Annotated in this window: 12 protein-coding genes; 5 read left to right on the forward strand and 7 right to left on the reverse strand. The window is 69.1% G+C overall.

Features of this window, described 5'->3' with window-relative positions:
• Positions 1-298: 298 nt before the first annotated feature.
• Complete coding sequence (locus KME82_RS13290; RefSeq protein WP_215494473.1) at positions 299-1,441, reverse strand: DUF2891 domain-containing protein; 1,143 nt, start codon at positions 1,439-1,441, stop codon at positions 299-301.
• 196 nt (positions 1,442-1,637) lie between these two features.
• On the opposite strand from KME82_RS13290, the gene asnS reads away from it, so the two are divergent.
• From asnS to KME82_RS13315, 5 genes are all read left to right on the forward strand, one after another.
• Entirely contained in the window at positions 1,638-3,038 is a 1,401-nt protein-coding gene (asnS, locus tag KME82_RS13295; RefSeq protein ID WP_036104022.1) for an asparagine--tRNA ligase, read from the forward strand.
• Positions 3,039-3,267: 229 nt separating this feature from the next.
• The gene (locus KME82_RS13300; protein ID WP_215494474.1) at positions 3,268-3,573 is read left to right on the forward strand and encodes a hypothetical protein; all 306 of its coding nucleotides are present in this window, start codon (positions 3,268-3,270) and stop codon (positions 3,571-3,573) included.
• Entirely contained in the window at positions 3,573-3,881 is a 309-nt protein-coding gene (locus tag KME82_RS13305; protein WP_215494475.1) for a hypothetical protein, read from the forward strand. Before KME82_RS13300 ends, KME82_RS13305 begins: the two co-directional genes overlap by 1 nt.
• A gap of 8 nt (positions 3,882-3,889) precedes the next feature.
• Positions 3,890-4,525: an FMN-binding negative transcriptional regulator gene (locus KME82_RS13310; protein ID WP_215494476.1), complete on the forward strand. Its 636-nt coding sequence runs from the start codon at positions 3,890-3,892 to the stop codon at positions 4,523-4,525.
• 55 nt (positions 4,526-4,580) lie between these two features.
• On the forward strand, positions 4,581-5,366 hold the full coding sequence (locus KME82_RS13315) for an SDR family oxidoreductase (protein WP_215494477.1): 786 nt from the start codon (positions 4,581-4,583) through the stop codon (positions 5,364-5,366).
• Positions 5,367-5,421: 55 nt separating this feature from the next.
• On the opposite strand, the gene KME82_RS27115 is transcribed toward KME82_RS13315, so the two are convergent.
• Genes KME82_RS27115 through KME82_RS13340 form a run of 6 tightly spaced genes read right to left on the reverse strand, consistent with a single transcriptional unit; the run spans position 5,422 to position 12,979 of the window.
• Positions 5,422-5,730, reverse strand: coding sequence for a DUF6053 domain-containing protein (locus KME82_RS27115; RefSeq protein ID WP_430538724.1), 309 nt, complete (start codon positions 5,728-5,730; stop codon positions 5,422-5,424).
• 30 nt (positions 5,731-5,760) lie between these two features.
• Entirely contained in the window at positions 5,761-7,656 is a 1,896-nt protein-coding gene (locus KME82_RS13320) for a carboxypeptidase regulatory-like domain-containing protein (RefSeq protein ID WP_215494478.1), read from the reverse strand.
• An 8-nt stretch (positions 7,657-7,664) separates the two neighbouring features.
• On the reverse strand, positions 7,665-9,860 hold the full coding sequence (locus tag KME82_RS13325) for a DUF4175 domain-containing protein (RefSeq protein WP_252255299.1): 2,196 nt from the start codon (positions 9,858-9,860) through the stop codon (positions 7,665-7,667).
• Positions 9,857-11,059 carry a BatA domain-containing protein gene (locus KME82_RS13330; protein ID WP_215494480.1) on the reverse strand — a complete coding sequence of 401 codons (1,203 nt, stop codon included), beginning with the start codon at positions 11,057-11,059 and terminating at the stop codon, positions 9,857-9,859. The genes KME82_RS13325 and KME82_RS13330 overlap by 4 nt, the downstream gene beginning before the upstream one ends.
• The gene (locus KME82_RS13335; RefSeq protein ID WP_215494481.1) at positions 11,056-11,949 is read right to left on the reverse strand and encodes a DUF58 domain-containing protein; all 894 of its coding nucleotides are present in this window, start codon (positions 11,947-11,949) and stop codon (positions 11,056-11,058) included. The genes KME82_RS13330 and KME82_RS13335 overlap by 4 nt, the downstream gene beginning before the upstream one ends.
• A gap of 19 nt (positions 11,950-11,968) precedes the next feature.
• Positions 11,969-12,979 carry an AAA family ATPase gene (locus KME82_RS13340; protein WP_215494482.1) on the reverse strand — a complete coding sequence of 337 codons (1,011 nt, stop codon included), beginning with the start codon at positions 12,977-12,979 and terminating at the stop codon, positions 11,969-11,971.
• Positions 12,980-13,288 lie beyond the last annotated feature (309 nt).

Here is a 13,288-nt window from a genome sequence, read left to right on the forward strand (position 1 = left end):
GTGATGCACGACGACCGGCGGATCCGGGCGGCTGGCGGATCGGATCGAGGGTCGATCCGATCGCATCGGCCGCGATGGCCTCGTGCAGCAACGTGCGTGAACGTGTGAATCGGGCGATGCAGGCATGGTAGCAGCCCGGCATCCATGGGCTGTACCCGATATGGCGGCATCGGTCGCGGGTTCAAGGCGCGGTCAGATCGGGCGCGGGTGTGCCGTCGCTCCGGCGCCATACCTGCCCTGCTCCGCCTGTGGCCCGGTCCTGACGCAGAAGGACCGATCCATTGCGTCGCACCCCCGTTCAGTCCCCGCGACCGGCCGCCGCGCCCGCTGCCGGCGTCTGTGGCACCTCAGGCGGCGCCAGCAGATAAGTCGCGAAGCTGCCCAGCCAGTGCGCGCCGGCGTAATGGGTGTCGCCGACCGCGATCAGGCCGAGCTTGCGGTGTTCGACCGCAGCCGCGCGCAGGGCCGGGATCCGCCGGTCGCCCGGGGCCAACCCGCGGGCGATCCCCTCCAGCATCCAGGCGCGGCTGAGATTGAGGCCGTCGAGGTGGGCCAGCTTGCCGTCGGCCGGGTCCAGGACCAGCCCCGGGGTCAGCCAATCGACGCGGGCGCGGCGCGGGATCTGCGGCAGGAAGGTCTTGAGCCAGCGCGAGAACTCCTCCGGCGCCAGCACCCGCCGCATCAGGTCGGCCTCGGCCAGGCACGGCGACAGGAAGTCCTGGCCGGACGGCTCGTAGGCCAGCGGGCAGTTGCGGTCGGCCAGGTAGTAGTAGCGCGAACGGGCGATCAGCGCATCGCGCAGGACCTGATCGCCGCTGACCCGGGTCCAGTCCAGCGCCAGCCCGAATGCGAACGCGGTCTGGCTGTGTTCGCCGACCCGGATCGGGCGCGTCAGCTTGGGCAGCCAGCGCAGCAGGCGGCCGGCGGCCTCGCGTTCCAGCGGTTCCAGCGCCGCGGCCCATTGCCGCGCCTGCGGGTCGTCCCAGCCGCGCAGCTGCGCGCCCAGTTGCAGCAGCCAGGCCAGGCCGTAGGGCCGTTCGAAGCTGTCGTCGTCGCCGCGGCGCAGGTAGGCCAGCTCGCCGGCGATGTTCTGCGCGGTCAGGTTGTGCGCCAGCGCTTCGCGCGCGGGCGCCGCGAACGCCGCCTGCGGAAAGCGCTGGACCAGACGCACCAGCAGCCAGTGGCCGTGGACCGAGGAATGCCAGTCGTAGCAGCCGTAGAACGCCGGATACAGCTGGCTCGGCGCCTGCACGTCGCGCGCGTTTTCCAGGCGGTGGGCGATCTTGTTCGGGTATTCGCGCCCGATGCAGCTCAGCGCCAGCCCGGCGAAATGGGCCGCGTGGGCTTCGTCGAGCACCACGTCCGGCGCCGGTGCCGGGATCGGCAGCGCCTTGGGCACGGCCTCTTGCTGCTGCGCGATGGCCGCGCCCGTCCACAGCACGAACGCAGCGATCAGGCTGCCTCGCGCGGTCGCACCCCATCGGTTACTTGGTTCCCGACCTGCCCCGCCCTTGCCCATGCCGCGTCCCCGCCCGTGATCGACTGCGCAGTCTACGATCGCGCACGCCGGCGCGCTTCGCCGGAATCATCCGTTATGATCGCCGTCCCTCACACGCAACGCGCTAAGGCGGCACGACATGACGGTGGTAAGCGTCGAACAGGCACTCGCGGGCAAGATCCCGGCGGGCGGCGAGGTCACGGTACGCGGCTGGGTACGCACCCGGCGCGATTCCAAGGCCGGACTGAGCTTCGTCAATGTAAGCGACGGCTCCTGCTTCGCGCCGATCCAGGTGGTCGCGCCCAATTCGCTGGCCAATTACGACAGCGAGATCAAGCACCTCACCGCCGGCTGCGCGGTGGTCGCCACCGGCAAGCTGGTGGCCTCGCAGGGCCAGGGTCAGGCGTTCGAAATCCAGGCCGAAACCTTCGAGGTGGTCGGCTGGGTCGAAGACCCGGAAACCTACCCGATCCAGCCCAAGGCGCATTCGCTGGAATTCCTGCGCGAAGTCGCCCACCTGCGCCCGCGCACCAACCTGTTCGGCGCGGTCACCCGCATCCGCAACTCGCTGGCCCAGGCGACGCACCGGTTCTTCCACGAGAACGGTTACTTCTGGATCAGCACGCCGATCATCACCACCTCCGATGCCGAAGGCGCCGGACAGATGTTCCGCGTGTCGACCCTGGACCTGGCCAACCTGCCGCGCGACAAGGCCGGCGCGGTGGATTTCTCGCGCGACTTCTTCGGCAAGGAAACCTTCCTGACCGTGTCGGGCCAGCTCAACGCCGAGGCCTATGCGCTGGCGATGAGCAAGGTCTACACCTTCGGCCCGACCTTCCGCGCCGAAAACAGCAACACCACGCGCCACCTGGCCGAGTTCTGGATGATCGAGCCGGAGGTCGCGTTCAACGACCTGGCCGCCAACGCGCAGCTGGCCGAGGATTTCCTCAAGTACCTGTTCCGCGCGGTGCTCGCCGAGCGCGCCGACGATCTGGCCTTCATCGCCGAGCGCGTCGAACCGACCGCGCTCACCCGCCTGGAAGCGTTCGTCAACGCGCCGTTCGAACGCATCGACTACACCGACGCGATCGCGCTGCTGCAGAAGTCCGGGCAGAAGTTCGAGTTCCCGGTCGAATGGGGCCTGGACCTGCAGACCGAGCACGAGCGCTGGCTGACCGAGCAGCACGTCGGCCGCCCGGTGGTGGTGACCAACTACCCCGAGCATTTCAAGGCGTTCTACATGCGCCTGAACGACGACGGCAAGACCGTCGCGGCGATGGACGTGCTCGCGCCGGGCATCGGCGAGATCATCGGCGGCAGCCAGCGCGAAGAGCGCCTGGACGTGCTCGACGCGCGCATGGCCCAGTTCGGCCTGGACCCGACCCACTACGGCTGGTATCGCGACTTCCGCCGTTACGGCACGGTCCCGCACGCCGGTTTCGGCCTGGGCTTCGAGCGGCTGGTGGTGTACGTGTGCGGGCTGAGCAATATCCGCGACGCGATCGCGTATCCGCGCGCGCCGGGGAATGCGGAGTTTTGATTTCATGGGCGCGCCGACGTTGATTCGTCGCGCGCCCTGCTTTTGCTTCGGCTCGTCATTTGCTCTTGCTCGTCATTCCCGCGAAGGCGGGAATCCAGGGCTTCACCCAGGCATGACTCTGAAGTCTCTGGATTCCCGCCTTCGCGGGAATGACGATCTGAAAAAACGCGGCGGTTGCAAAGCGACGCGCGTCTTGTCGCCGCTTGTCCCGCTCATGAGGTAACACAGCGTGATCCTGTTCCTGGCCCTGACCTTCGTAGGCATCGCGGTATCGGCCTTCTGCGCGTTCGCGATCTTCTGGCCGCTGGCGCTGGTGCATCTGCGCGATCGCCACCCGCCGCTGCGGCATGCGCTAGGCGATGCGGCTTTCGTCAATCCGGCCGCCTGGAACTGGCTGCTGCGCCAGCGTTACCGCGCCGCCAGCGATCGCAATCTCGACGGACTGGCCACGCCGGCGCGAGTCTCGTTGTTGATCGTTTTCGTGTCGCTGGCCTGCGCCGGCGTGTTGTGGATCCTGTCTGCGGTGGTGGCGTGATGAGCGAATATTCCGATGAAAGCTGGTGGCTGGCGACCCTGGGCCGGACCGTGGTGTGGGCGCGGCTGCGCGTGCGCGAGGCCGGCACCGCCGAGGTCTTCGACAGCGACGGCAAGATCCTGCCCTACGACAGCGAAGACACCGCGCGCGCGGCGTTGATGGACGCCGAGTTCGTCGAACTCAGCGGCCTGGACGACGACGATGCGCAGGCTCGCGGTTTCGCCCTGGCCGAACTGGCTCCACCGCAGGCCGGCGACGATGCCGCGCTGGCGCCGTTGATGATCCAGAAACTGCCGCGGTCGCACTGAGCGCGGCCATGTACCTGCCGCGCGCCTTCGCCGAAACCGACCTGGGCGCGCTCGATCACCTCGCGCGGCACTACGACTTCGGCACTTTGATCACCGTGCGCGACGAACTGCCGACGGTGAGCCATTTGCCGCTGCTGTATCGACGCGACGGCGAGCAGGTCGAACTGCGCGGCCACTGGGCGCGGCCGAATCCGCAGGCGCGGCACGCCGGCCCGGCGCTGGCGATCCTGCAGGGCCCGCACGCCTATATCTCGCCGGGCTGGTATCCCGACAAGGAAACCGCGGCGCGGGTGCCGACCTGGAACTACGCGATCGCGCATCTGCACGGTCAGTTGGAAACCTTCGACGACGAGGCTGGACTGGCCCGGGTCGTCGACGATCTGAGCGTGCGCCACGAAACCCGCATCGGCAGCGACTGGCGTTTCGAAGTCGAACGCGAGGAACTGCGCCGGCAATTGCGCGGCATCGTCGGCTTCCGCTTCCGGGTCGAACGCATGGAACTCAAGTTCAAGCTCAGCCAGAACCATCCGCTGGCCAACCGCGAGAACGTCGCCGCGCAGTTGCAGGCGCAGGACCGCGACGACAGCCGCGCGGTCGCGGCGTTGATGCGCGAACGCATGCAGCGCACCGTCGCGGACGATTGACCGCGCCGGACTTTCACTGGCGGCGCGTGTCGCGTCGCCGTCATCGGAGATCGACATGGACCTCAACCTCACCGGCAAACACGCGCTGGTCTGCGGCGCGTCCGAAGGCATCGGCCGCGCCGCGGCGCACGAACTGGCCCTGCTCGGCTGCGACGTGACCGTGCTGGCGCGTCGCGCCGACGCCCTGGCCGCGGTCGCCGAGGCCTTGCCGCGCAGCGGCGCGCAAACGCACGGCTGGATCGCCGCCGACGTCGCCGATGCCGCCGCGCTGAGCGCGCAGGTCGAAGCGCTCGCCGCCGGCAAGCCGGTGCATATCCTGATCAACAACACCGGCGGCCCGCCGGGCGGCCCGGCGCATTCGGCGACCGACACGGCCTATCTCGATGCCTTCGCGCGTCATCTGCTGGCCAACCAGACCCTGGTGCGTGCGGTGTTGCCGGGCATGCGTTCGGCGCAGTGGGGGCGCGTGGTCAACGTGATCTCGACCTCGGTCAAGGAACCCATTGTCGGCCTGGGCGTGTCCAACACGATTCGCGGCGCGGTCGCGAGCTGGGCCAAGACCTTGTCGCGCGAACTCGGCGGCGACGGCATCACCGTCAACAACGTGCTGCCCGGTTACACCCGGACCGCGCGCATTGAGCAGATCGTCGGCGATCGCGCGCGCAGCACCGGCCTGTCCGAAGAAGCAGTGATGGAGGCGATGCGCAAGACCGTGCCGCTCAACCGCTTCGCCGACGCGTCCGAAATCGCGGCGTGCATCGCGTTCCTGTGTTCGCCGGCGGCGGGCTACGTCAACGGCGTGAGCCTGGCGGTGGATGGCGGACGGATGCAGTCGATCTGAGGGGTGCGCGATCGGTTGAAGACGGCGGTGGCTTGCGATCGAAGCTTTGTTATCGCTAAATTTTTCGATGTTCTTGGCGGAGACGGCAAGTACTCTGTCTTGTCCCGATTGCCGTGCTCGATCGTGCAGATGCTTCGCCTCGACCGTCGGGGCTGAAGCCCCTCCCACAAAAGACCTCGCGATAACGCAGGCGTTTTACCCACGCATCGCCAAGGTCACCTCGCGCCGCGAGGTCTTTTGTGGAAGGGACTTCAGCTGCGAGGTTTTTTGTGGGAGGGGCTTCAGCCCCGACGCTTTTCGTCCAGATCGCCAGATCCCGCAAGCCCTTGGCTTGGACGATAACGACCGAAACCACTCGGCACATAGCCCCACAGTCGACGCCAACGCTCAGCGATCAACCCTGCGCGACATCCCCACCCGCGCCAAAACGTCCAAACCGCGAGCGCTCCAGCCACCACAGTCCCGCGGCACAAATCAGCCAGGCCAGGAACCACGGCCACGCGGCACCGCGCGGCAAATCGCTCGCGAAGAAATTTTCCCAGCGGTCGCGCTCAAGCGCATCAGCGTCGGCATCGTCACCGCGCGAGCGCGAAGACACCAGCGCCAACGTCGCCTCGCGCAACTCGTTCGCGCGCAATCCGGGCGCGTCGTCGCGACCGCGAACGAAGAATGCCATCGCACGCTCGCCCTGTTTCAAGGCATGCCACCCGGCCGCCGCGGGCCAGAACGCGGCGCAACGCTCGGCGCCACGCATCGGGTCGATCAGCAAACTCAGCGATGTGTTGCGTGGATCGGACACCTGCGCGCCGTCGGCGAGCCCGCACAGCACCATCCGCTCGCCCTGCCGCGCCACGCCTTCGATTCGCAATACATCGCGCGGCTTGGCCCGCGCCAGGGTCGCGAACGCCTGACTCCACAACTGCGCATGCAGATCGTCGCGTCCGGCCAGGGCCAGCACGAAACTGTCGCCCAGGCTCCACAGGCCGATGCGGCCCTGCCCGTTCGCGCGCCAGGCGGCGAAGGCATTGCCGTCGGCGTCGCGCAGCAGGCTTTGCACGTTGGGCCCGGCCAGCGACAGATTGCGCCGGGTCAGGGCCGGCGCCGCGGCGACCGGTTGATCGCGCGGACGCGGCGCCTGTTCGCTGCCCGGTCCCAGTCGCGCGCGGATCGCGTCTTCGTCGATCGACGGCGCCGGCAGGCGCATCGCGACCGAGTCCGCGCCCACGCCCAGTTCGAATCCGAATTCGCGCAATTGCGTGCGCGTGCGCGGCGACAAAGGGCCGGCGATACGCAGCATCACGCCCAGACCGCCGCGCATTGCCGCGGTCAATGCCTCGCGCTGCGGCGCGCCGAGCGCATCCCAGGCGCGTTCGTCTAGCACGACCAGATCGAACCCGGCCAGAGTGGCGGCATTCAACGCAACCGGCGCATCGCCGAGCTGCATGCCGGCACCGACGCTGATCTGGGTATGCAGCTTCAGCCCCGCATCCGCGGCCCAGCGCCGCAGGTACTTGAGTTCGGGTCCGGGCGCGCCGGCCAGCAGCAGTACCTTGGGCTGCGCATCGGGCAATACCGAAACCGGCACTTCGATGTCTTCGATCACGCTCTGGCGCGCATCGCGCAGCCGCACAGTGAAACCGGTCAGCCCGGCGCCGCGTGCGACCGCGCTGAGCGCGAAGCTTCCATCGCGATCGGGCGCGACCCGATCCACGCGTTGCCGGCCCGGATCGAGCAACTCGACCGTGCCACCCGGCAGGCCTTGCACCTGCCCATGCACCGCGAAGGTCGCGCCGATCCCGACCCGCGACGGCGCCCACACGCCGATCAATCCGCGCGGCAACACCGGCGGCTGGAATTCGATCGCCAGCCCGCGAGCGGCGTCGCGATCGCGCGCTTCCAGTCCCGCGCCGATCACCTGCAAGCGTTGCGTGCCGGGATGACGGCGCAAGGCCGTGGCCAGATCCGGCGCCCGCTCACGCTCGGGCGAAGGCGGCGCTTCGGACAGGCCGATCTGCACGTCGCCCGCCGCCGCAATACCGCTTTGCGCCGCGCCCGCGGTCGCGACCACCATCGTGCCGGCTTGGGTGCGCAACGGCGGCGGCAGCAAGCTCAGATACAACAAGACCGCGAGGATCGGCTGCGCCGCGAGCAACAGCGCCAGCCGCCAGCGGCGCGAACGCGTCGGGCGATCGCTGCGGCGCTGGCGCAGAATCAGGCTCGCCATCGCGATCAACACCGCCAGAGCGAGCACGACGGCAATCAGGATCGGCAGGTTGACGGGCCAGTTCATTGGCGAGTTCATCGGCCGCCCTCGCCTTGCAGCGCTTCGAAATAGCGCCGATCCGTCGCATCGCCGGCATCGCGCGGCGTGACCGAGGCCGGCGGCCGGGTCAGCAACGGCCACAACAAGCTGCGCAGTTGCGCGCGGCACGAGGCGCACTCGGGCTGATTGCGCAGGCTGTCGAGCGCGGCCGCGAACGCGAGCGGATCGGCGACCCGCGCGTCGTGCGCGCTCAGCCAGCGTTCCAGCGCGCCGTAATCGATGGCCGCCGCCTCGCTGCTGCCCGGCGCGGCCTGCAATTGCAGCCACAAGGAACCCAGCAGCGGATCGGCCGCATTCGCCGCGATCAAGGCATCCTCGCGCCGCGCCAGGCCTTTGCGATCGCCGCCCAGGCGCCGGCTTTCGTCGATCGGCGGCAGCTCCGGCCCGACCCGCGCCAGATAGATGCGGCTGGCCTGCTGCACCTGTTTGATAAAACCCAGCGCCTTGTACGCGTACGGCAGAGCCAGCTTCGGTTCGCCCTGGCGCAGGTGCAACTCGGATTGCCACATCTCGTCGAGCGCGGCCTTGAGCAGCTTGCGCGTTCCCGGATCGAGCAAGGTCGCGGCCTCGGCGTGATCGTGGGTGTGGCCGTACTCCTCCAGCACCGCGCCTTCCTCGCCGAACTTCGCCGGCGCCGCGCTGGGCGCGTGGTCGTGATCGTCGTGCGGCGCGGCCGCCGTCGCGGTGGCTTTATCGTCGTGCTCGTCCTTGTGCTCGCCATCGGCATCGGCCGCGGGCGCTTCGTCGTTGGTCGGCAGGCGCGGCTCGCCTTCGGCTTCTTCGCCGAGGAACTGGCCGTAGCGCAGGCGCAACAGGCGCTGGTCGACACCGATCGCGTCGGAGCGCTTGAGGAACTCATCGGCGCTGAGCTTGCGCCGCTGCGCAATCAAGGCTTCCGCGTCGATGATGATCTGGCGCTGGCTGCGGAAATACGCCGGCAACGTGGTCTTGACCATGCCTTCGATGCCGGTGGCTTCGCTGCCCAGGTCAGCCGGCCAGCGCAGGATCAAGCTGGGACTCAACGCGTTCTGCGGCTGCGGGCTGCGATTGTCGTCGACACTGAGCTGGACGATCAGGTCGTCGCCGACCGCGAAGCCCAGCGCGGCCAGGTCCAGCCGATGCGCATAGCGTTTCTGCGCGGCCGCGCCGGTGCCGTGCAGGCTGATGCGCTGCTCGCGGAAGGTGATGTTCTCGCCGCTGCCCTGGGCCAGGGTGATGCGCAGTTGCGCGGCGGCTGCGAGGCCGTAATCGTCGGTGGCTTCGAACACCAGCGGCCAGGCGCGCTGCCCCTGCGCCATCAGGGTCAGGCCGCGATCGGGTTCGAGCACGCGCAGCTGCGGCGCACGATCGGGAGTCACGTCGAGTCGATACAGACGTCTCGACTGCGCCGGCGCGGCGCCGGCCGCTTCGATCCGGTACAGCGCCGACTTGGGCAGGACGCGTTGTGCGATCCAGTCCTCGCCTTGCCGGCGCAGCGGCAGGCGCAGGCCATCGTGGAACACCAGCGCGGCGCTCGCCGGTTGCGGCTGGAAACGCAGGGTCCAGCGCAGGTTCGAACCTTGGGGCACGCGCGCTTCGAGCGTCGGTTCGCCCCGTGGCGCCAAACGCGTATAGCCAGGCGGATCGACCCGCAGCGCCTGCTCGGTCAATCGCGGCTGCCCTGGCAACGCCGCGACGGCCGGCGCGGGCGACAGCGCGTCCAACGCCGGCGCAGCCGGCTTTGGCATCGGCCACAGCACGATGGCCGCAAACACCAGCGCGGCGATCAGCAGCGAGAGCACCGATCGCTTCGTCGACCACGCCGGTCGCAGGTCCACCGGTGTTGCGTGCGCGAGACGATCCTGCAAGCGCGCCCGCTGCAGGGTCTGCAAGCCAGTGAGACCTTGCGGCGATGCGAACAGCAGATCGGCGCTGTCGTCCATGTCCGCGCGCAGCGTGTTGAGGCGGCGAATCAGCCACTGCGTGTCCAGGCGCCGGGCGCTGTGCGCACTCATCGCCGCGATCAGCGCGAGGACGACGATCAGCGCGATGACCGCGGCGGCGATGCAATGGAAACGCAACACCAACCCCGCCACGACGAAGGCCCACGGCGTGCAGCTCAACGCCAGATCGAGCCCTTGCCGGACGCGCACGCCGCGCAACAGGCTACGCAGTTGCCCGCTCGCGTTCATGGCGCCGCTCCACGGCGCGGCCGCGTCGCCAGCCAACGTTCGAACCCGAACACCAGCGCGATCAACAACCCCAGCCACAACCGCAGATCGCGCGGCGGCAACGCGAATGCGGCCGCGCCGGTCGACGGCGCATGCTCGCGCGCCATCACCCGCGACAGCGGCTCACGCGGCGGTTCGAACACATTGCGCAATTGTCCGGCGAACCCGGGTTCGAGCAGTTCCGGCAGCGCCTGCGGGGTCAGTGCGCGGGTCCAGCGCATGACAATGCCGCGGCCGTAGCGCGCGCCTTCGACCAGGACCGCACCGTCGGCATTGCGCCACAGCGGCGCCGGTACGATCGCCTTGTTATCGCCCGCGCCGCTCGGCCACGCACTGGCCTTGTCGAGCAGGACCGTGCCGCCGCCCGCGATCCATTCGCTCACCGCGCTCGGCAACGGGCCGGGCTTGAGCCACAGCAATTGTCTGGACGACGCGTCCAGCGGCTGTGTGTCCGGCGCGATCGAACCGTTGCGGCGCGCTGCCGCGACCGCGCCGGGTTCGCGCCACGACGCGATCGCCGCGCGCAGATACGGCAACGCGGCCGCGCGATCGGCGGCGTAGCGGATCGAGGGATCGGGCACGGCCACCGCGGGCGCGGTTCGCGCCGGCATTGCGCCCGGCAGCACCCGCCATTCGACCTGCCGCGACAAGCGCGGCCGTTGCGCATCGACGCCTTGCAGTTGCTCGGGCACCAGCACGGTCACCGCGACCGACGCCGGAAGCGCGGCATCGAGTTCGCGCAGCAGGCTCGATACCGGCAACTCCGAAGACGCCGACGGCGCTGGCGCGGCCGGATCGAATACCGGGAACCCGGGTGTCAGCCAATGCATGCGCGCATCCGCGGGCCGATCCAGCGCCGCCAACGCCTGCGCCTGCACGCCCGGCACCACCGCGACCCATGGCGCATCGCTCTGCGCGCCGTACAGCGCCGGCCGCGCCAGCAACAAGGCCAGCAACGCCAGCAACAGCAGGCGCACCGCCAGCAGCAGCCGTTCGTCGAAACGGATGCGATGGCGCGGCTTGGGTCGCTGCCGCAACCAACGCAGCGCGGCGAAATCGGTCGGGCGCTGTTCGCTGCGCCGGGCCAGATGGATCAGCAACGGCACGATCAACGCGGCGAGCGCGGCCAGGCCGAGCGGCAGCAACAGCACCGGGTTCACGCCGCCCCCGCGCTGTCGCGCGCGCCGAACAATCGCCGCAGCGGCAGATCCAGCGCTTGATCGAGCACGTACTCGGCATGGCGTATGCCGCTCGCGTCCAGGCGCGCATCCAGCGCCGAACGCACGGCGGCGAAGCGGCCGAGGAAGTCCTCGCGCAAGGCCGCGCCGTCGCCGAGCAACTCCTCGCCGGTCTCCTGATCGCGGAAGCGGTAGCCGCCGCGGAACGGGAAATCGCGTTCCTCGGCGGTCAGGATGCGGATGCTCAGCACTTCGCGCCGCGCCGCGGCGAGGCGTTCGGCAACTTCGAGCGCGCCTTCGTCGAAGCCGTCGCCGATCATGATCACCAGATCACCGGCGCCGATGCGTTCCCACAGCGGCCGCAAGGCATCGGCCGCGGGCCATACGCCCTGCGCCGACAAGCCGTGCAGTTCCAGCAGCAAGCGATCGCGCTGACGCACGCCGGCCGCGGGCGCGACCAGGCGCAGGCCATCGCCGCGCAATGCGATCAGCCCGAACCGGTCGCCCTGGCGCAGCGCCAGTTCGGCCACGCAGGCCGCCAGCGCCTTGCCTGCGTGCAAGCGCGACCAGCCCGGACGCGCCGCGTCGCCCTGGGTCATCGACGCGGTCGCATCGAGCAACAGCCACACCGCGAGCGGGCTCTCGCGTTCGGCCTCGCGCACGAAGAAGCGATCGGAGCGTGCGTACAACTTCCAATCGACCTGGCGCAGTTCGTCGCCGGGCTCGTAGGCGCGGTACTGGGCGAATTCCAGCCCGGCGCCACGGCTGCGGCTGCTGTGCAGGCCGATGCCGTGGTTGCCGACCGCGCGCCGCGACAGCAACTGCAGGCTGCGCAGCCGCGCCCGCACCTCGGGAGGAATCAGGTCGTTCACCGTGCCGTCCGTGCCGCGCTCAGCCGCCGGGCAGCGGCACGCCGCGCAGCAAGGCGGCGATCACGTCGTCGGCGCTCTTGTTCTCGGCCTCGGCCGCGAACGACAGCAGCAGGCGATGGCGCATCACCGGCGCGGCCAGCGCGGCGATGTCCTCGCGGGTCGCAGCGAAACGGCCGTGCAGCAACGCACGCGCCTTGGCCGCGAGCACCAGCGATTGGCCGGCGCGCGGACCGGCGCCCCACTTCACCCACTGCCGCACTTCCGCCAGCCCGCCTTCGTCGGGACGGCTCGCGCGCACCAGCCGAGTGATCCACAACAGCAGATCCTCGGCCAGATGCACTTCGCGCACCCGCGCCTGCAAGGCCAGCACATCTTCGCCTCCCATCACCCGAGGCACCTGCGCGCTGTGCGCGCCGGTGGTCTGCTGCAGGATGTCGTGTTCTTCGCGTTCGCTCGGATAGCCCACGCGGATATGCAGCAGGAAGCGGTCGAGCTGCGCTTCGGGCAAGGGATAGGTGCCGGCCTGTTCGAGCGGGTTCTGAGTGGCGAGCACGAAGAACGGCGACGGCAAGGTGTGGGTCACGCCGGCATAGCTGACGGTGCGTTCCTGCATCGCTTCGAGCAGCGCCGCCTGAGTCTTGGGCGGAGTGCGGTTGAGTTCGTCGGCGAGCAGCAGATTGGTGAAGATCGGCCCGGGCTGGAAACGGAAATGACGATGGCCGGTGCCGTGATCTTCTTCGAGCAGTTCGGTGCCGAGGATGTCGCTGGGCATCAGATCGGGGGTGAACTGCACGCGCCGGAACTGCAGTTCCAGCGCCTGTCCGAGCGAGCGCACCAGCAAGGTCTTGCCGAGCCCGGGCACGCCTTCGAGCAGGCAGTGGCCGCCCGCGAGCAGGCCGATCAGCAACTGCTCGACCACCTCGTCCTGGCCGACGATCGCCTGCGCGATCGCCTGGCGCAGCGCGCCGAGCCGTTCGAGCTGCGCCTTGAGTTCGGCTTCGCCGTTGTTGTTTGCCGTGTTCGTAGTCATTTCATCGTCCCGGAAGCCAACGCCACATCAAATCGCCACGTTTAAGGTTCCCCCCTTTGAAAAAGGGGGCCAGGGGGGATTTGCTTTTGCTTTTGCGTTCAAGCAAAGCCAAAGCAAAGTCAAAAGCAAATCCCCCGCGTCCGCTGCGCGGTCGCCGCCCCTTTTTTCAAAGGGAGCAACAGCAACGGCTGCGCTACACATCCGACTTCACCGGCATCCATTCCCGCCTCACCACTCACGGCCCGCATATCCCGCACCACGACACAAGCTTTCGCAACCCGCCTTACCGATTCCCAACTCCCAATTCCC

The organism is Lysobacter capsici (assembly GCF_018732085.1).
Taxonomy (GTDB): domain Bacteria; phylum Pseudomonadota; class Gammaproteobacteria; order Xanthomonadales; family Xanthomonadaceae; genus Lysobacter; species Lysobacter capsici_A.

What these genes read in the sequence shown, in the direction of transcription:
- asnS (WP_036104022.1), top strand. Translation starts at nt 1,638, where the DNA reads ATGACGGTGGTAAGCGTCGAACAGGCACTCGCGGGCAAGATCCCGGCG.
- KME82_RS13305 (WP_215494475.1), top strand. Translation starts at nt 3,573, where the DNA reads ATGAGCGAATATTCCGATGAAAGCTGGTGGCTGGCGACCCTGGGCCGG.
- KME82_RS13310 (WP_215494476.1), top strand. Translation starts at nt 3,890, where the DNA reads ATGTACCTGCCGCGCGCCTTCGCCGAAACCGACCTGGGCGCGCTCGAT.
- KME82_RS13315 (WP_215494477.1), top strand. Translation starts at nt 4,581, where the DNA reads ATGGACCTCAACCTCACCGGCAAACACGCGCTGGTCTGCGGCGCGTCC.
- KME82_RS27115 (WP_430538724.1), bottom strand. Translation starts at nt 5,730, where the DNA reads ATGTGCCGAGTGGTTTCGGTCGTTATCGTCCAAGCCAAGGGCTTGCGG.
- KME82_RS13320 (WP_215494478.1), bottom strand. Translation starts at nt 7,656, where the DNA reads ATGAACTGGCCCGTCAACCTGCCGATCCTGATTGCCGTCGTGCTCGCT.
- KME82_RS13325 (WP_252255299.1), bottom strand. Translation starts at nt 9,860, where the DNA reads ATGAACGCGAGCGGGCAACTGCGTAGCCTGTTGCGCGGCGTGCGCGTC.
- KME82_RS13340 (WP_215494482.1), bottom strand. Translation starts at nt 12,979, where the DNA reads ATGACTACGAACACGGCAAACAACAACGGCGAAGCCGAACTCAAGGCG.